At 64.9% G+C, this 17,783-nt stretch carries 15 protein-coding genes; 10 read left to right on the top strand and 5 right to left on the bottom strand.

All coding sequences use genetic code 11. The annotated features are described in order from the left end of the window. A partial coding sequence (locus Q0S71_RS25555) for an L-histidine N(alpha)-methyltransferase (RefSeq protein WP_296001986.1) occupies positions 1-717 on the bottom strand: 717 nt, incomplete at its 3' end. 247 nt (positions 718-964) lie between these two features. On the opposite strand from Q0S71_RS25555, the gene Q0S71_RS25560 reads away from it, so the two are divergent. The 7 genes from Q0S71_RS25560 to Q0S71_RS25590 all read left to right on the top strand — a co-directional run bounded on the left by Q0S71_RS25560 (position 965) and on the right by Q0S71_RS25590 (position 7,579). Further along, complete coding sequence (locus Q0S71_RS25560) at positions 965-1,846, top strand: putative selenate ABC transporter substrate-binding protein (protein ID WP_296001989.1); 882 nt, start codon at positions 965-967, stop codon at positions 1,844-1,846. A 24-nt stretch (positions 1,847-1,870) separates the two neighbouring features. Further along, positions 1,871-2,737 carry a phosphonate ABC transporter ATP-binding protein gene (locus Q0S71_RS25565; protein ID WP_296002076.1) on the top strand — a complete coding sequence of 289 codons (867 nt, stop codon included), beginning with the start codon at positions 1,871-1,873 and terminating at the stop codon, positions 2,735-2,737. A gap of 1 nt (position 2,738) precedes the next feature. Further along, on the top strand, positions 2,739-3,584 hold the full coding sequence (locus Q0S71_RS25570; protein WP_296001992.1) for an ABC transporter permease: 846 nt from the start codon (positions 2,739-2,741) through the stop codon (positions 3,582-3,584). Between the two features lie 38 nt (positions 3,585-3,622). After that, positions 3,623-4,402, top strand: a complete 780-nt coding sequence (gene phnE, locus Q0S71_RS25575; RefSeq protein WP_296002077.1) for a phosphonate ABC transporter, permease protein PhnE — start codon at positions 3,623-3,625, stop codon at positions 4,400-4,402. Between the two features lie 95 nt (positions 4,403-4,497). Then, positions 4,498-5,187 carry an ABC transporter ATP-binding protein gene (locus tag Q0S71_RS25580; protein ID WP_296001994.1) on the top strand — a complete coding sequence of 230 codons (690 nt, stop codon included), beginning with the start codon at positions 4,498-4,500 and terminating at the stop codon, positions 5,185-5,187. A 172-nt stretch (positions 5,188-5,359) separates the two neighbouring features. Next, positions 5,360-5,647, top strand: coding sequence for a hypothetical protein (locus Q0S71_RS25585; RefSeq protein WP_093390804.1), 288 nt, complete (start codon positions 5,360-5,362; stop codon positions 5,645-5,647). Positions 5,648-5,938: 291 nt separating this feature from the next. After that, positions 5,939-7,579 (top strand): methyl-accepting chemotaxis protein, encoded by a 1,641-nt coding sequence (locus tag Q0S71_RS25590; protein ID WP_296002002.1) that lies wholly within the window; start codon positions 5,939-5,941, stop codon positions 7,577-7,579. Between the two features lie 142 nt (positions 7,580-7,721). On the opposite strand, the gene Q0S71_RS25595 is transcribed toward Q0S71_RS25590, so the two are convergent. The 4 genes from Q0S71_RS25595 to Q0S71_RS25610 all read right to left on the bottom strand — a co-directional run bounded on the left by Q0S71_RS25595 (position 7,722) and on the right by Q0S71_RS25610 (position 11,942). Then, on the bottom strand, positions 7,722-8,408 hold the full coding sequence (locus Q0S71_RS25595; RefSeq protein WP_296002004.1) for a Fe2+-dependent dioxygenase: 687 nt from the start codon (positions 8,406-8,408) through the stop codon (positions 7,722-7,724). A gap of 17 nt (positions 8,409-8,425) precedes the next feature. After that, on the bottom strand, positions 8,426-10,681 hold the full coding sequence (locus Q0S71_RS25600) for a TonB-dependent siderophore receptor (RefSeq protein ID WP_296002006.1): 2,256 nt from the start codon (positions 10,679-10,681) through the stop codon (positions 8,426-8,428). 197 nt (positions 10,682-10,878) lie between these two features. Further along, complete coding sequence (locus tag Q0S71_RS25605) at positions 10,879-11,454, bottom strand: TetR/AcrR family transcriptional regulator (protein ID WP_296002008.1); 576 nt, start codon at positions 11,452-11,454, stop codon at positions 10,879-10,881. A gap of 20 nt (positions 11,455-11,474) precedes the next feature. Next, positions 11,475-11,942 carry a nuclear transport factor 2 family protein gene (locus tag Q0S71_RS25610; RefSeq protein WP_296002010.1) on the bottom strand — a complete coding sequence of 156 codons (468 nt, stop codon included), beginning with the start codon at positions 11,940-11,942 and terminating at the stop codon, positions 11,475-11,477. A 196-nt stretch (positions 11,943-12,138) separates the two neighbouring features. Here Q0S71_RS25610 and Q0S71_RS25615 point away from each other — a divergent pair, with 196 nt between their 5' ends. From Q0S71_RS25615 to Q0S71_RS25625, 3 genes are all read left to right on the top strand, one after another. Beyond that, positions 12,139-14,463: an FdhF/YdeP family oxidoreductase gene (locus tag Q0S71_RS25615; RefSeq protein WP_296002011.1), complete on the top strand. Its 2,325-nt coding sequence runs from the start codon at positions 12,139-12,141 to the stop codon at positions 14,461-14,463. Between the two features lie 101 nt (positions 14,464-14,564). After that, positions 14,565-17,375: a 2-oxoglutarate dehydrogenase E1 component gene (locus tag Q0S71_RS25620; protein WP_296002013.1), complete on the top strand. Its 2,811-nt coding sequence runs from the start codon at positions 14,565-14,567 to the stop codon at positions 17,373-17,375. Between the two features lie 24 nt (positions 17,376-17,399). Further along, the gene (locus Q0S71_RS25625) at positions 17,400-17,783 is read left to right on the top strand and encodes a hypothetical protein (RefSeq protein WP_296002016.1); all 384 of its coding nucleotides are present in this window, start codon (positions 17,400-17,402) and stop codon (positions 17,781-17,783) included.

The following is a 17,783-nucleotide window of genomic DNA, read 5'->3' on the forward strand; positions in this document are numbered from 1 at the left end:
GTTCACGTGGCGCAGCAGGTTCAGGTTGAAGGCCGCCGTCACGCCCAGGCCATCGTCGTAGGCCGCGTCGAGGACGGCGCTGTCCTTGATAAGGTCGACGCCGATCAGCAGGCCGCCGTCGGCGCCGGCGTTGACGCGCAGGCCGCGCAAGAAGGCGATGGCCTCATGCAGCTCGAAATTGCCGATCGAGGAGCCGGGATAGAAGAACAGGCGGCGCTTGCCGTGCACGCTGGCCGGCAGCTCGAAGCCGCTGGAAAAGTCCAGCCCCAGCGCCGTCATCTCGATGTGCGGGAAGCGCTGTTGCAGGCGGTTGACGGCATCGACCAGGAAGTCGCGCGAGATGTCGACCGGGACGTATTGGGCCGGTTGCAGCAGCGGGAACAGGCTGGCGGCCTTGGCGCAGTTGCCGGCGCCCAGGTCGACCATGACGCTGCCCGGCCCGATGTCGGCGGCGATGTCGGCGCCGTGGCGGGCGAAGATGGCGGCCTCGGTGCGGGTCGGATAATATTCGGGCAGCTCGCATATGGCCTCGAACAGTTTCGAGCCCAGGCTGTCGTACAGGTATTTGGGAGACGTTTGCGCGTCGGCCGCCAGCAAACCGGCGCTGATTTCAGCGATGACGGCGGCGCTGCCGTGGGCTTCGTGCGGCGCGCAGGCGGCCGGCGCGGGGGCTTCGGACGACACCACGCGGATGGCGGAGGAGCGGGACATATGCATAAAAAAACCCTGTCTTATCGGTGAAGAAAGGTAAAAAAAACGCCGGAATCAGCTGAAAACAGCAGCGCCGCAGCGCCGGCGCCCCGCTGCCAGCAGAGGGTCGCCCCGTCCTGCGGATAACAATTTTGTTATGATAGCTGAATATCCCATCTCAAGCGCCGCGCTGGAATTTCAACGCGGCGCCTGCCTTGGTCGCCGCAAACCACGCAAACTTACAAATAAATCCAATTTAAAGGTCAGGCCCACGATGAAAACTTCCCCTATGCGCACCCTGAAAACGCTGTTGACCGCCGCCGCCACCGCCGGCCTGCTGCTGGCCGCCCACGCGCCGGCCCAGGCCCAGCAGGTGTTCCGCGTGTCGGCCATACCCGACGAGGCGCCGACCGAATTGCAGCGCAAGTTCAAGCCGCTGGGCGAATACCTGGAAAAGAAAATCGGCATGAAGGTCGAATTCACGCCCGTCACCGACTACGCCGCCTCGGTCGAAGCGCTCATCAACCACAAGGTCGACATGGTGTGGTTCGGCGGCTTCACCTTCGTGCAGGCCAATGACCGCAGCCACAACCAGATCACGCCGCTGGTCCAGCGCACCGAGGACGCGGAATTCCACTCCGTCTTCATCACCACCCGCAAGGACATCAACAAGCTCGAAGACTTGAAGGGCAAGACCTTCAGCTTTGGCTCCGAGTCGTCGACCTCGGGCCACCTGATGCCGCGCTCCTTCCTGCTGGCGGCCCACGTCAATCCGGACGCCGACATGAAGCGCATCGCCTTCTCCGGCGCGCATGACGCCACCGTGGCCGCCGTCGCCGGCGGCAAGGTCGATGCCGGCGCGCTCAATATCTCGGTGTGGGACAAGCTGGTCGCCGAGCACAAGGTCGATCCGGCCGTGGTGCGCGTGTTCTACACCACGCCCGGCTACTTCGATTACAACTGGAGCGTGCGCACCGACATGAACGCGGACCTGAAGAAAAAAATCAGCGACGCCTTCCTCGCCCTCGATGCCAAGAACCCGCAGGACAAGGCCATCCTCGACCTGCAACGCACCGTCAAGTTCATCCCGACCAAGGCTGAAAACTATGTCGCCATCGAAGCCGCCGCGCAAAACGCGGGCCTGTTGAAAAAATAATCGATGTCCGTTAATCGCAATTCCATGCCGGCCGGCCAGGCCGCGCCGGCCGCCGCCAGCGCGCGCGCGGAAGCGAGCTACAGCCTGCGCGGCCTGACGGTGCGCCATCTGGCCGCCGCGGCCGACCATGCGCCGGCGTTGCATGACCTCGACCTGCGCATCGAGGCCGGCGAGCAGCTGGCCCTGATCGGCCCTTCCGGCGCCGGCAAGACCACCCTGCTGGCGACGCTGGCCTGCGCCCACCGCCCCGCTTCCGGCGAACTGCGCGTGTTCGGCGCCGATCCGTGGGCGCTGTCCGAAAACGCGCGCCACCACCTGCGCGCGCGCCTGTTCCTGGCGCCGCAAACGCCGCCGCTGCCGCCGCGCCAGCGCGTGGTGACGGCGGTGCTGGCGGCGCGGCTGCCGCACTGGAGCCTGTGGCGCGCCCTGGTGTCGCTGTTCAAACCGGCCGATCCGGCCGCCGCCTACCGGGCGCTGGAGCGCTTCAACCTCGGTGGCAAACTGTATGCGCGGGTCGACCGCCTGTCCGGCGGCGAGCGTCAGCGCTGCGGCCTGGCGCGGCTGATGCTGTCGTCGGCGCAGTCGCTGCTGGTCGACGAGCCGCTGTCGGCGCTCGATCCGGCGCTGTCCGAACTGACCCTGACGGCGCTGCGCGACGAGGCCCGCCAACGCGGCGCGACGCTGGTGTGCAGCCTGCACCAGGTCGATCTGGCGCTGGCCCATTTTCCGCGCATCGTCGCGCTCAAGGATGGGCGCGTGGTGTTCGACCTGCCGCGCGAACAGGTCACGCCGGCGATGATCGCCGCGCTGTACCAGGGCGAGCAGGCGGCGTCGCCGCCGCCGCCGGACGCCATCGCCGCAGCGGTCATCCATGTCGGCGTGTGCCACTGACATGCGCGCCACCCTTGCCGATTTGCCGCCCGCGCTGCGGGCCGATCCCGCCTGGCGCGGCCGCCTGACGCTGACGGCGCTGGCCGCGCTGGTGCTGTGGCCCATGCTGGTGGCCAGCGAATTCAAACCGTGGCTGCTGTTCGACCGGCAAAGCCTGGCCAGCACCGGCCAGTTTTTGGCCGGCTTCGTGCCGCCCGCGCATTCGTCCGATTTCCTCGCGCTGCTGCTGCGCGAAACGTGGCAGACCGTCGCCATCGCCACCGCCGGGCTGACGCTGGCCCTGATCGGCGCGATTCCCGCCACGCTGATCGTCACCGAGCGGCTGTCGATTTCGCGCCTCGGCACCGGCCGCATGCGCGCCGTCGCCGCCGCCGTGCGCCAGTGCGTGCGCTGGCTGCTGGTGCTGTTGCGCAGCGTGCCGGAACTGGTGTGGGCGCTGCTGCTGGTGCGTATCATCGGCCTCGGTCCGGCCGCCGGCGTGCTGGCCATCGCCCTCGCCTACTGCGGCATGCTGGGCAAGGTCTACGCCGAAATTCTCGAATCGTCCGACGCCCACGCCAGCGACACGCTGCTGGCCAACGGCGCCAGCCGCCTCACGGCGCTGCTCTACGGCGCGCTGCCGGAGGCGGCGTCGGAGCTGGTGTCGTACACGGCCTATCGCTGGGAGTGCGCGATCCGCGGCTCGGTGGTGATGGGCTTCGTCGGCGCCGGCGGCCTCGGTCAGCGCATGGATGAATCGCTGCGCAATATGGACGGCGGCGAAGTATCGAGCATGCTGATCGTGTTCGTGCTGCTGGTGCTGGTGGCCGATTTTGTATCGAAGATGCTGAGAAAGCGGCTCGCATGATGAGCACTACCATCATCCCTACCACCACCGCCGCCGGCATGCCGCCGCCCCCGGCCCGCTCGTGGGGCACGCTGGTGCTGTTCGCCCTGCTGCTGTTGCTGGTGGTCGCCAGTTTCGCCACGCTGCCGCTACCGTGGAGAGATTTCTTCACGCTCGAATCGATCAAGAACATGGCCGAATTCCTGGCCGGTTTCGCGCCGCCCGATTTGTCGACGCCCTTCCTCGTCAAGACCGGCATCGCCGCCGCCGAGACGCTGGCCATGTCGGCGCTCGGCACCATCATCGCCGTCGCCGTCGGCCTCGCGCTGGCCCTGCCGGGCGCCGGACGCTGGGGCCGCGCGCCGCGCGCCGTGGTGCGCGGCGTGCTCAATGTGCTGCGCTCGATCCCGGAGCTGGTGTGGGCGTCGGTGACGCTGATCGCCGTCGGCCTGGGACCGTTCGGCGGCACGCTGGCGCTGGCCGCGCACACCTCCGGCGTGCTGGGACGGCTGTTCTCGGACTCGCTGGAAAACGCCGCGCCGCTGCCCGAGCAAAGCCTGCGCACCAACGGCGCCCCGGCGCTGGCGGCCTTCTTTTACGCCACGCTGCCGCAAACGCTGCCGCAGATGATGTCGTACACGCTGTACCGCTGGGAGAACAATATCCGCGCCGCCGCCATCCTCGGCGTGGTCGGCGCCGGTGGACTGGGGCAGATGCTGAAATATCATCTGTCGCTGTTCCAGATGCAGCAGGCCGCCACCGTCATCGTCGCCATGCTGCTGATGGTGGCGCTGGTGGACGCGATCAGCTTCGGCCTGCGCCGCCTGCTGACGCGCTAAGCCGCCGGGCCGCCCACGGGCGCGGCGGCGATTACTTTATAAACGTTATAAACCATATAAACGTTATAAATCATAAATCATCACCGAAAGCCGCCATGCTCGAACTGCGCCACCTGTCCAAATCCTATGCCAGCGGCCATCCGGTGCTGGCCGGCCTGTCGTGGACCTTCAAGGCCGGCGAATTCGTCGCCGTCATGGGCGACTCGGGCGTCGGCAAGTCGACGCTGCTGAACCTGATCGCCGGCCTCGACACGCCGGACCCCGGCGCCGAGGCGCCCATCCTGGTCGACGGCGTGGCCATGTCCGGCCTCGACGACGACGCCGCCACCCGGCTGCGGCGCCAGCGCATGGGCTTCATCTTCCAGGCCTTCCACGTGCTGCCCCATCTGACGCTGCTGCAAAACGTGGCCTTGCCGCTGCTGCTGAACGGCCTGCCCCAGCACCGCGCCGGCGAGATGCTGGCCGCCGTCGGCCTGGGCGGCCGCGGCGCCGATTTCCCGCACCAGTTGTCCGGCGGCGAGATGCAGCGCGTGGCCATCGCCCGCGCGCTGGTGCACCGGCCGGCGCTGGTGCTGGCCGACGAACCGACCGGCAACCTCGACCCGGACACCGCGCACGACATCCTGACGCTGCTGCGCGCCGAGATCAAAGCCACGGGCGCCTGCGCCATTATGGTGACCCATTCGACGGCCTCTGCCGAAATGGCCGACAAGACCCTGATCTTAAGTAAGAGTGGGTTGAAAGAAACAACAATAGTCAACCCGTTTGCGCAAAGAACAAGGTAATTTTTTTATCAAACTCGCCTAAGATTTTGCCAAAGTAGTATTATTAAAAATAACTTGCTTGGTTATTAATAGTATTGATGTGCGCACCATAACAGTGCAATGCTGTATGGCAGCGCAGACCAGCCGGGAGACGCCACCCATCCACCGTTTTTGAGCAAAAAGGAGGAGCAAAATGAACGTCAGGCAAAAGAAGCTGGAACTGATTGAAGCCATGAATCGAGCTCGGGCTTTGGAACCATCCAGCTTTGTTCCCAATAAGCTGCTCGATACCCTCATCGAAAAGATGAACCTGAAAAATGATGCCGAATTGTGCCGCGTGCTGGAGGTACAACCGCCCATCATCAGCAAGATCCGACACCGCAAGCTGGCTGTCGGCGCGACGATTTTACTGAGGATGCATGAAAAATCCGACCTCAGCATCAAGGAATTGAAAGACTTGTCGACCGCTTCCATGCACTGAGCAGCACAGCTGACCTTGCCATGCCAGGCGCCGGGCATGCGGTATCCGGCGCCCCTTAGTCCCTTGTTTTGCCTGCCACGCCTTGCCGGCCACGCCGGCGCCCGGTGGTGCATTGTTGCAACAAAATAATTGCTTCATTTCCATCGATATTCACTATACTTGAAGCGCAGCCATCGCCGGCCGACTCCACACGCGCCGCCGCCTCATGCCAGCCCGCCCCGCAGCGGTCCGCAGTCAGCTGCGCCGCCCCGCTCTCTTTTGTCCCGCTACAGGCACGCAAAGGAACACATCATGAAATGGTTTTATGATCTGAAGATCGCCACCAAGCTGCTGCTGTCGTTTGTCATGGTGCTCGGTCTGATGCTCGCCATCGGCGTCGTCTCCATCTTCAACATGGGCACCATCAACGCCTCGACGGTCGACCTGGCCGACAACTGGCTGCCCAGCGTGCGCGCGGTGATGGTCGTCAAATACGATCTGCAGGCGCTGCGGCGCGCCGAGCTGGCGTATTACGTGGCCACCACGCCGGAGGAAAAGGCCGGCTACAACAAGCGCGTGGACGAGGCGCTGGCCCAGTTAAAGACCGACGATGCGACCTATATCACGCTGATCTCGGAGCCCGAGGAAAAGCGCGTCCACCCCGAATTCCTGCAAGTGTTCGAGCGCTATCTGGTGCTCCACAACAAATACATGGCGACCATCGCCCAGGACAACCGCGACGAGGCCAAGGCCCTGCTGCTGGGCGATTCGGCCGCGCTGGTCAATCAGATGAGCGCCCAGATCGACACGCTGGCCAAGGTCAACCTCGACGGCGCCGAACTGTCCAGCCACAGCGCCGCCGCCATCTACGGCAACTCGCGCATGTGGACCGTGATCCTGCTGGTGGCCGGCATCGTGGTCGGCCTGGCGCTGGCGATGGCGGTGGCGCGCATCATTTCGCAGCCGCTGCGCAGCGCCGTCAGCGTCGCCATGCAAGTGGCCAACGGCGACTTGACGGCCGACATCCGGGTCGACTCGAAAGATGAAACGGGCCAGCTGATGCAGGCGCTGCGCGAAATGAACGGCAACCTGCTGCGCATCGTCGGCCAGGTCCGCACCAGCACCGACGAAATCGCCACCGCCTGCGACGAAATCGCCACCGGCAACCTGGACCTGTCGGCCCGCACCGAACAGCAAGCGAGCTCGCTCGAAGAAACCGCGTCGTCGATGGAGGAACTGACGTCCACCGTCAAGCACAACGCCGACAACGCGCACCAGGCCAACCAGCTGGCGGCCACCGCGTCGGACGTGGCGGCCAAGGGCGGCGATGTGGTCAGCCAGGTGGTGACGACGATGGAATCGATCCACGATTCGTCGCGCAAGATCGCCGACATCATCGGCGTCATCGACGGCATCGCCTTCCAGACCAATATCCTGGCGCTGAACGCGGCGGTCGAAGCGGCGCGCGCCGGCGAGCAGGGACGCGGCTTCGCCGTCGTCGCCTCGGAAGTGCGCAACCTGGCGCAGCGCTCGGCCAGCGCGGCCAAGGAAATCAAGCTGTTGATCGACGACTCGGTCGGCCAGGTCAGCATCGGCAACAAGCTGGTGGGACAGGCCGGCAGCACCATGAGCGAGATCGTGGAAAGTGTGCGGCGGGTCAGCGACATCATGGCTGAAATCAGCTCGGCCACGCGCGAGCAGACCCAGGGCATCGAGCAAATCAACAACGCCGTTTCGCAGATGGACGCCGTCACGCAGCAGAACGCGGCGCTGGTGGAACAGGCGGCCGCCGCCGCCGGCAGCCTGCAACAGCAGGCCGCGCATTTGAGCGAAGCGGTGCAGGTGTTCAAGTTGAGCAACCAGCCGGCGCTGGCCGCGCCGCGCCGCGGCACGCAGCAGCAAGCGCGCCAGATGGCCCGCAGCCCCAGCCCGCGATTGCGGATTGAAGCTTGAGAAATCCGTGGCGGGGGACGGGGGACGGTGGACTTTGACGGCGGCGGACTTCGGGCCGCGAGCTTCATCGGCGCCATAAAAAATGCCGGCTTCAGGCCGGCATTGCCGCTTCACTACTGCGTCGCTACCGTCGCATCAAAGCTCACGTCTCGCTCCACTGCCGCATCAGATTGTGATAACAGCCCACCAGTTTGCGCCGCGCGAGGTCGTCGGCCTTGGTCTGGTTCAGGATCTGGATCGCGCTGTCCATATCGAACAGCATGCTGCGCTGCTGGTCATCGCGGATCAGACTCTGTATCCAGAAAAAGCAGGCCAACCGCACGCCGCGCGTCACCGGCGTCACCCGATGCAAACTGGTGGCCGGATACAGCACCATGTCGCCGGCCGCCAGCTTGACCGCGTGCGCGCCATAGGTGTCTTCCACCGTCAGCTCGCCGCCGTCGTACTCGTCCGGCTGCGCCAAAAACAGCGTGGCCGATAAATCGGTGCGCAGCTTGTTGCCGGTGTGCGGATGGATACGCACGCTGCCATCGACATGCGCGCCGAAGGCCATGCCCTCGCCGTAGCGGTTGAACATCGGCGGATACACCACGTTCGGCAGCGCCGCGCTGATGAACAGCGGGTGGCGTTCCAGCGCCGACAGAATAATATCCTGGCAGCGGTGCGCCACTTCCGAGCGCTCGTCGATCTGCTGGTTGAACTTGACCGGCGCGCCCTGGTAGCCGGCCGTGACGCGGCCGTCCACCCAGGCGTCGCGGCCCTGATCGAGCAGCGCGCGCACAGCGGCCAGTTGCTGTGCATCGAGCACATTCGGAACCTTCACCAGCATAAAACGCGCGCTCCTGATTACATATGGTAGTTGAACGACAGCATGGCCGAACGACCGATGCCGGGCACCGAACGGCCGCCGTCGGACGGGATCAGCGCATCGTAATACATCTTGTCGGCCAGGTTGAAGACGTTCAGGCGGATGTCGTACTTGGGCTGCTTGTAGGCGATGGTAGCGTCCCAGCGCGCATAACCGGAAACCTGCACCGCATTGGTGTTGGCCGCGTAGCGCTGCGACATCATCACCGGACCGCCGCCGATTTCCCAGTTGTGGCTCAGTTCATAGGTGGTCCAGGCGCTCAGCGTGTGCTTGGGCGTGTTGGCCGGGGTCTTGCCCTGGGTGCCGTCGGCCGCCGAGGCGCCGGTGATCTGCGCGTCCAGGTAGCTGTAGCTGATGGCCACTTGCAAAGCCTTGGTCACGTGGCCGGTGGCGCCGGCGCGGAAACCGTTCACGCGCACCGTGCCTTCGAGTTCGTAGATGCCGGGGCTAATCAGGCTGCGCGCATTCTCTTTCGTGATCTGGAACACGGCCGCGCTCAGGTCCAGCGTGTCGTGCGCCACGTCCCACTTGCCGCCCAATTCATACGAGCGGTTCTTTTCCGGATCGAGGTTCTGCTGGCCGGTGGTGCCGGTCAGCTGTTCCAGCGACGGATTGAACGAGGTGCCGTACGACAGGTAGTAAGACTGCTCGTAGTTCGGCTGCCAGATGCCGCCGAGGCGCACGCTGGTGAAGCCGAGCGACTGCTGGGCGTAAGGCAGCGCGGTGCTGCCGGCGATGGTCTTCGAGTTGAAGGTGTTGGTGATGCTGGCGTTGTAGCGGTCATAACGCAGGCCGCCGGCCAGTTTGAATTCCGGCGTCAGCGCCATCGTGTCGTTCAGGTAGACCGCCGCCGTGTTGGCCGAACCGCCCGCCAGATTCGCGGCCATGCTGGGCGCGTAGGTCGGCGCCAGGCCGTTGCGCGGATTGAGCACCGGCACGCAGGAGATGTAACCGGAGGTGGTGCCGGCCGCGTTCAAGGGCTTGCCGTTGCAGCTGCCGTTGCGGTAGTAAGCCTGGTTGCCGTAGCTGTCGTGGCCCAGTTCCAGGCCGGCCAGCAGTTCGTGCTTGATGCTGCCGGTGGTCAGCTTGTCGAGGAATTCGGTCTGGTTGTAGATCGAGGTGTCGCTGATGTTGCGGTCATGGCTCTGGATGCGTTCATACAGGCTGCTCAGCGGCAGGTTCGACACGCCGGCCACCGGCAGCGCCACGAAGGCGCCGGCGGCATTGATGGTGCCCAGCGTTTGCGGCGAGCTTTCAACGGCCTGGGTGCGCACGTGGTTGAACTGGATCTGGTCGCGCAGCGTCGCATCCGGCGTCAGCTTGTGGACGACAGTCGCGTTCAGCGCGCCGATATAGGATTCGGTCTGGTCGTTGGTGTAGCCGTAGGCCTGGTCGCGGCGCACGTTGACCGGGTGGCCGTTGAGCGGGCCGAGGCCGTAGTCGGGCTGGTCGCGGTTGCGCTGCAACAGCGCCGACAGGGTGATCTCGGTCGGCGTGCCGATGCCGAACTTGATCGACGGGGCGATGCCGAAATCTTCCAGGTTGGACTGGTCGCGGGTGGTGGCGGCGCCGTCCTGGAGCATCGCTTCGACGCGCACGGCCGAGGTGTCGGACAGGGCGCGGTTGACGTCGGTGGTGGCGCGCACCAGGCCGTTGCTGGTGACGGCGGTGCCGATTTCGGTGACGTCCTTCAGCTGCGGTTTCTTGGTGACCTGGTTGATGGCGCCGCCCGTTGAACCGCGGCCGAACAACATCGACGATGGGCCCATCAGCACTTCGACCGAGTCGAGCGCGAAGGTGTCGCGGTAGTATTGGGCGCGGTCGCGGAAGCCGTCGAGGTAGACGTCGGTGCGGGCCGAGAAGCCGTTCAGGTTGATGTTGTTGCCGATCTGACCGCCCTCGGCGCCACCCAGCGTGACGCCGGAGACGTTGCGCAGCGCGTCGGCCATCGAGATCGCGCCCTGCGACTGCATCAGCGCCTTGTTGACGACTGTGACCGACTGCGCCACGTCATGCAGGTCGGCCGGCAGCTTGCTCAGCGAAATCGCGCCCGGCGCGAAACTGTTGCGGTCGGCGTTGACGAGCACGGCCGGCAGCGTGGTCTGGTCGGCGGCGGTGGAGGCAGCGGCGACGGTGGTGGCCGGCGCGGCATCGACGGCATCGGCGGCGAAGGTGGTGAACGGAGCGGCAAAGATGGTCAACAGTGCGGCGGCAATCGGGGTACGACGATTCATGTTCAGTTCTTTCTGCTGGCGGGGGCTGGGCCATCACGGGGACAGGCGCGGCGATTGAGTAAAACGTAATTGTAATCTTAATGAGAATGATTTTCAATTAGATTTTCCATCAAAACAATATTTCCGCTGGCTGAAACAACACGCCGCGAGCGCCATAAGCCGCGATCCGCTACCGCCCCCATTCAGGCGCCCCCGTTTTACGCGCCGGCGGCATCGCGCAAGTCGTCGCGCAACCGCTGCAAACTATGCGTGAACAGCGCCGGCTTGTCGCAGGCGCGCGACAGCACCAGCGCGCCCTGTATGCCGCCGACCACCTGCTGCGCCAGCGCGGCGGCCGTCGCCGCATCGCGGCCGCCGCGTTCCAGCGCCGCCGCCAGCGCCTTCATCCACTCGACAAAATAGTGTTTGATGGCGACGGCGAAGCGATCGCGTTCGCCGCCCAGCGCGAACACGCCCAGCAAGCAGATCTTGCGGCCCGACTGAAAATAGCGGCCGACTACGCGGAACATCTGGTCCAGGCCGTGCTGCACGTCGTCGCCCTCGCCGTCCCGCAGCGGCGCATACACCTGCTCATGAAACCACAGGCTGATCTCGTCGAGCACGGCGGCGGCCATCTCCTCCTTCCCGCCGGGGAAAAAGTGGTAGATGCTGCCCTTGCCCAGCCCCGTGCCTACGCAGATGCGGGCCAGGCTGGCGCCCTCGTAACCGTGGGCGCGGAATACTTCGGCCAGCAGCGGCAGCACATCGGCGCGTTCGGCGATGGTTCTGGACATGGTTATCCTTGCTGGTGAAATTAAAAACCGAAATCGCTCAAGCCGGCATGATCGGCCGGACGCGGTGCGTTCATATCCCAGAAAAACTTGCGGTCGGCGGCGGCGATAGGCGCTTCGTTGATGCTGGCCAGGCGGCGCTGCATCAAACCGTCGGCGGCGAATTCCCAGTTCTCGTTGCCATAGGCGCGATACCACTGGCCCGAATCGTCGCGGTATTCGTAGGCGAAGCGCACGGCGATGCGATTGCCTTCATGCGCCCACAGCTCCTTGATTAGCCGGTATTCCAGTTCGCGCGTCCATTTGCGCGTCAGCAGGCCGACGATGGCCGCGCGGCCCTGCACGAATTCGGCGCGGTTGCGCCAGACGCAATCTTCGGTATAGGCCAGCGCGACCTTCTCGGGATTGCGCGTGTTCCAGCCATCTTCGGCCAGGCGGACTTTTTCGGTCGCGGTGGCGCGGGTGAACGGTGGCAGCGGCGGACGGCTCATGTTGATTCCTTGTTCGGCGGATTGGTGGATTGGTGGATTGGTGGCGACAGTCTGTACCGATTCGCATAGACTGTACCGATCGGTACAATCACTATAAGCCCTCCCGCCACTCGCCGCAAATTGAATTTTGCTATCACGAAGCACCGGCGCGCACGCTCGGTGATATCATCGGCCAAAAATACGATTGGAGACACGCTTGGATAAAACGGAACGAGGCCGGGGTCGGATCGCGCCCTATCAGCACGCGGCGGCCGGATGGGGCGCGCTGAAACAGGTGGCCATCAACCTGGTACGTGAAAAAGTCAGCGGCGGCAATTACAAAACGCTGCTGAAGCAAAACCAGCCGGACGGCTTCGATTGCCCCGGTTGCGCGTGGCCGGACCGCGAGCATGCGTCGACCTTTGAATTCTGCGAGAACGGCGTCAAGGCCGTCGCCGCCGAGGCGACCAGCAAGCGCGCCCGCCCCGAGCTGTTCGCGCAGCATACCGTGACCGCATTGATGGCGCAGTCGGACTACGAGCTGGAACAGCACGGCCGCCTGACCGACCCGATGGTCTACGACGCGGCCAGCGACAAGTATCTGCCCATCGCGTGGGACGAGGCCTTCGCGCTGATCGCGCGCCACCTGCACGCCTTGGCCGATCCGAACGAAGCGGCGTTCTACACGTCCGGCCGCACCAGCAACGAGGCGGCGTTTTTGTTCCAGCTGTTCGTGCGCGCCTACGGCACCAACAACTTCCCCGACTGCTCCAATATGTGCCACGAACCGACCAGCCGCGGCCTGCCGGGCACCGTCGGCGTCGGCAAGGGCACGGTCACGCTGGAAGATTTCGAGCATGCGGACGTGCTGCTGATCTTCGGCCAGAATCCGGCCACCAACCACCCGCGCATGCTGGGCGAACTGCGCGATTGCGCGCGGCGCGGCGCCACCATCGTCTCGATCAATCCGCTGCGCGAGCGCGGGCTGGAACGCTTCACCAGTCCCTCGCATCCGATTGAAATGCTGACCAATTCCAGCACCGCCATCAGCTCCGTGTTCGTGCAGCCGAAATTGAGCGGCGACTTCGCGCTGATCAAGGCGCTGGCCAAGCGCGTCGTCGAACTCGATGACGCGGCGATACTGGCCGGCGCGGCGCGCGTGCTCGATGTCGCCTTCATCGAAGACCACACCAGCGGCTATAAGGCCTTCGCCGCCGACTTGCGCGCGCAACCGTGGCCGGTGCTGGTGGAGGAATCGGGCGTGGCGCGCGAGGAAATCGAAAAGCTGACGCAAATTTACGTCAAGGGCGAACGCGTGATCTGCACCTGGGGCATGGGCCTGACGCAGCACAAGGGCGCGGTGCAAACGATACAGATGCTGTCGAATCTGATGATGATGCGCGGGAATATCGGCCGCCTCGGTGCGGGACTGTGCCCGGTGCGCGGCCACTCGAATGTGCAGGGCGACCGCACCGTCGGCATCGAGGAAAGGCCGACCAAGGCCTTCCTCGACCGGCTGCAAAAAGTGTTCGGTTTCACGCCGCCGCGCGCGCACGGCTACGACGTGGTCGACACGGTGAAGGCGATGCTGGAGCGGCGCGTGAAAGTCTTCTTCGGCATGGGCGGCAATTTTGCGATGGCCACGCCGGACACGCCGATCACCTTCGACGCGCTGCGCTCCTGCGATTTGACGGTGCACGTGGCGACCAAACTCAATCGCAGCCATCTGGTGCACGGCAAGGCCGCGCTGCTGCTGCCGACGCTGGGCCGCACCGAGATCGATGTGCAGGACGGCGGCGCGCAAGGGGTGACGGTGGAGGATTCCATGAGCATGGTCCATCTGTCGTACGGCAGGAACCAGCCGGCGTCGGCCAGCCTGCTGTCGGAGACGGCCATCGTCGCGCGCATGGCAGAAGCGACGCTGGGCCACGCGCTGATAGACTGGAACTGGTACGCGGCCGATTACGCGCGCATCCGCGATGCGATCGCCAAGGTGTTCGACGACTTTTACGACTTCAACGCACGGGTGGCCAAGCCGGGCGGCTTTCATCTGAGGGTGGCGGCGCGCGAGCGTGTATGGAAAACCGGCACCGGCAAGGCGCAATTCGTCGTCGGCGCCGTCGACACGGACACGCCCATCCATCGCGCCAGGGCGAAATACGGCGAGCGGCTGATGACGATGATGACGACCCGCTCGCACGACCAGTACAACACCACCATCTACGGCATGGACGACCGCTATCGCGGTGTGTTCGGCATGCGCCGCGTGGTGTTCGCGAACAGGGACGACCTGGCGATGCTGGGCATGCGGGCCGGCGAGTGGGTCGACATCGTCAGCGTGTGGGACGATGACGTCGAGCGCCGCGCCGATGGCTTCATGCTGGTCGAATACGACATCCCGCGCGGCTGCCTCGGCGCCTATTATCCGGAGACCAATCCGCTGGTGCCGCTGGCCAGCGTGGCCGACGGCGCCGGCACGCCGACGTCGAAGTCGATACCGGTGCTGCTGCGGCCCTCCGGAGTGTCCCGAAAAGAGCGCTGATCGTCCCCAAAGTGACGTAGCCAGGAATTCCCTTTATTGCTGAATAATCCGATACTCAATTATCGAAATCAGCAAGGGCCACGGCCCCAGGAGAATTCATCATGATGACGCAAAACCGGAAAACCTCTTTTCTGTTCGGGGATAACGTGCCCTACATCGAGCAGCTCTACGAGTCGTTCCTGGCCGATGCCGGCTCGGTATCCGAGGAGTGGCGCGGCTATTTCGAAGCGCTGCAATCGGCGCCGGCGGTCGACGGCAGCGCGCGCAGCGACGTCCCGCACGCGGCGGTCATCGATAAATTCGTCGCCATGGCAAAGCACGCGCGGCCGGCTGCGAACGAAGGCGCCGCGCTGGCGTTCGCAAAAAAACAGGTGGCGGTGCAAGCGCTCGTCGCCGCGTACCGCATGGTCGGAACGCGCCAGGCGCTGCTCGATCCGCTGCAATGGAGTCCCACCCCGCCGCTGCCCGAGCTGACGCCGGCCTACTATGGCCTGACGCAGAACGATCTGGCGACCCGCTTCAGCACGGCCGACACCTACTTCTGGGACGCCGACTCGGCGCCGCTGAAGGACATCGTCACCGCGCTGAAAGAGACATATTGCGGCACGCTGGGCGCGGAATATATGTATCTGGCCGACGCCGGCCAGCGTCAATGGTGGCAGATGCGGCTCGAATCGGCGCGCGCAAAACCGGCGCTGACGCCACCGCAACGCAAGCGCATCCTGGAGCGATTGACGGCTGCGGAAGGACTGGAAAAATATCTGCACACGCGCTACGTCGGCCAGAAGCGCTTCTCGCTTGAAGGCGGCGAAGCGCTGATCGTGCTGCTCGATGAAATGCTGCGCGCCGGGGCCGCCCACGGCATCAAGACCGCCATGCTGGGAATGGCACACCGGGGCCGCCTGAACGTGCTGGTGAACACCGTCGGCAAGCCGGCACGGATGCTGTTCGATGAATTCGAGGGCAAGACGGCCAGGCTGCTGCCGGCCGGCGACGTCAAGTACCACAAGGGTTACACCGGCACCATGGAGACCGACGACGGCGCGGTGGAAATCATCCTCGCCTTCAATGCCTCGCATCTGGAAATCGTCAATCCCGTCGTGCAGGGTATCGCGCGCGGCAAGGCGGAACAGATGGACGTGCTGGAAGAAGGCGCCGTGCTGCCCGTCGAAATCCACGGCGACGTGGCGATCTCCGGCCAGGGCATCGTGATGGAGACGATGAACCTCAGTTATACCAAGGGCCACGGCACCGGCGGCACCATCCACATCGTCATCAACAACCAGATCGGCTTCACGACCTCGGACCCGAGCGAGACCCGCTCCACCCACTACTGCACCGATATCGCGAAGCTGATCGAGGCGCCGGTCTTGCACGTCAATGCCGACGATCCGGAAGCCGTGGTCGAAGCGGTGCGGCTCGCCGTCGAATACCGCGCAACCTACAAGTGCAGCGTGGTCATTGACCTGGTCTGCTTCCGCCGCCACGGACATCAGGAGCAGGACACGCCGGGCATCACGCAGCCGATGATGTACCGCTCGATCGCAAGCCATCCCGGCGCCCGCAGCATCTACGCGCGCAGGCTGGCCGAAGCCGGCGTGGTGAGCGGCGAACAAGCCGACGACTACGTCAACGCCTACCGCGATGCGCTGGCCGGCGCAGGCGCGGCGGTGGAAAAGAGCGCCGCCGCGCTGCCATCGCAGGTGGCCGCAGCCAGCAAGGCCGGTCCGTACGCCGCCCCCGCCCTCGCCGTCATCGAGCAGCTGGCGCACCGCATTTCCGAAGTCCCGGACGGCTACGCGCTGCATCCGCTGGTGAGCAAAGTCGTCGCCGGCCGGCGCGAGATGGCGGACGGTTTGCGTCCGCTCGACTGGGGCATGGGCGAACACCTGGCTTTTGCGTCGCTGCTGGCGGCGGGCATTCACGTTCGCCTCAGCGGCCAGGACTCCGAGCGCGGCACCTTCAGCCACCGCCACGCGGTGCTGAATAATCAAGACCGCCAGGTGCGCGGCGAAGGCAAATATGTCCCGCTCAATCACGTCAGCGCCGATCAGGGCCGGTTCACCGTCAACAATTCGATCCTGTCCGAATCGGCCGTGCTGGCGTTCGAGTATGGCTACTCGGCGGTCCGCGACGATGCGCTGGTCATGTGGGAAGCGCAGTTTGGCGATTTCGCCAACGGTGCGCAGGTGATCGTCGATAACTTCATCGTCGCGGCGGCGGCCAAGTGGGGGCAGAGCAATGGCATCACCATGCTGCTGCCGCACGGCCAGGAAGGCACGGGGCCCGAGCATGCGTCGGCGCGGCTGGAGCGCTATCTGCAGCTCTGCGCGCAGGAAAATATCCAGGTCTGCCAACCGACCTTGCCCGCGCAGTTCTTCCATCTGCTGCGCCGGCAAGCGACGGCGGCCGACCGCAAACCGTTGATCGTGATGACGCCCAAATCGCTGCTGCGCCATCCCGAGGCCGGCAGCGCGCTGGCGGACCTGGCCGGCGGCCGGTTCCGGGAAGTGCTGGGCGACGAGACCATCGAACAATCCCGCACGCAGGAAGTGGAGCGCGCCATCGTCTGCTCCGGCAAGGTCTACTTCGATCTGGTGGAATATCGCCGCGCCCACGGCTTGCACAACGCCGCGCTGATACGCGTCGAGCAGCTCTATCCCTTCCCGGCCGCACAACTGGAGGCTGAACTGGCGCGCTATCGAAACGTGGAGAAAGTCGTGTGGTGCCAGGAGGAGCCGCGCAATCAGGGCGCCTGGAAAGTGCTGGAAGAAGACCTCGCGGCGGTCGTGCCGAAACTGGCGGTGCTGCGTGATTCGTCCCGCGATGCGTCGCCGTCAACCGCGCCGGGCTATCCGTCCCTGCATCTGGAGCAGCAGGCGAATCTGGTGAAGCGCGCCTTTGCCATCTAAGCCATCGCCACCAGGGAGATCGACATGAGCATGCAGAAACCGAACAACATCAACCAGCTACTCGGCCAGCTGTTGGACCTTCAGGAACGGTGGGAGGAATTCCCCGACGCGTTTAACTGGCCGGCCCTGAAAGCGCTGGCCGCCGCCGGCGCCGATGCGTACAACGAGGGCAACGGGCCGTCGTTCCAGATCCTGTCGCTGGACGGCATGCGGCACGACGAATTCCATCTGCGTTTTCTGGAGTATTCGCTGGCGGCCGGCTTCGATCCGTTCAAGCTGGTGCAGGCCAGTTCCGGCCACGGCCTGATGCCGGTGTTCGGCCACGAGTCGCTCGCCGAGGCGGCGACAGGCAATCCGTGGTCGGCGAAGATGCTGGCGCTTGTGAAGGCACGGGAACCCGCCCGATAA

Origin of the sequence: Rugamonas sp. (genome assembly GCF_025354735.1) — a bacterium.
GTDB lineage: Bacteria > Pseudomonadota > Gammaproteobacteria > Burkholderiales > Burkholderiaceae_D > Rugamonas.

Bases quoted from the DNA above. Each gene is read 5' to 3' on its own strand.
- Q0S71_RS25580 (WP_296001994.1), top strand. From the start codon at position 4,498: ATGCTCGAACTGCGCCACCTGTCCAAATCCTATGCCAGCGGCCATCCG.
- phnE (WP_296002077.1), top strand. From the start codon at position 3,623: ATGCCGCCGCCCCCGGCCCGCTCGTGGGGCACGCTGGTGCTGTTCGCC.
- Q0S71_RS25625 (WP_296002016.1), top strand. From the start codon at position 17,400: ATGAGCATGCAGAAACCGAACAACATCAACCAGCTACTCGGCCAGCTG.
- Q0S71_RS25610 (WP_296002010.1), bottom strand. From the start codon at position 11,942: ATGAGCCGTCCGCCGCTGCCACCGTTCACCCGCGCCACCGCGACCGAA.
- Q0S71_RS25560 (WP_296001989.1), top strand. From the start codon at position 965: ATGAAAACTTCCCCTATGCGCACCCTGAAAACGCTGTTGACCGCCGCC.
- Q0S71_RS25565 (WP_296002076.1), top strand. From the start codon at position 1,871: ATGCCGGCCGGCCAGGCCGCGCCGGCCGCCGCCAGCGCGCGCGCGGAA.
- Q0S71_RS25620 (WP_296002013.1), top strand. From the start codon at position 14,565: ATGATGACGCAAAACCGGAAAACCTCTTTTCTGTTCGGGGATAACGTG.
- Q0S71_RS25590 (WP_296002002.1), top strand. From the start codon at position 5,939: ATGAAATGGTTTTATGATCTGAAGATCGCCACCAAGCTGCTGCTGTCG.
- Q0S71_RS25605 (WP_296002008.1), bottom strand. From the start codon at position 11,454: ATGTCCAGAACCATCGCCGAACGCGCCGATGTGCTGCCGCTGCTGGCC.
- Q0S71_RS25595 (WP_296002004.1), bottom strand. From the start codon at position 8,408: ATGCTGGTGAAGGTTCCGAATGTGCTCGATGCACAGCAACTGGCCGCT.
- Q0S71_RS25570 (WP_296001992.1), top strand. From the start codon at position 2,739: ATGCGCGCCACCCTTGCCGATTTGCCGCCCGCGCTGCGGGCCGATCCC.
- Q0S71_RS25585 (WP_093390804.1), top strand. From the start codon at position 5,360: ATGAACGTCAGGCAAAAGAAGCTGGAACTGATTGAAGCCATGAATCGA.
- Q0S71_RS25600 (WP_296002006.1), bottom strand. From the start codon at position 10,681: ATGAATCGTCGTACCCCGATTGCCGCCGCACTGTTGACCATCTTTGCC.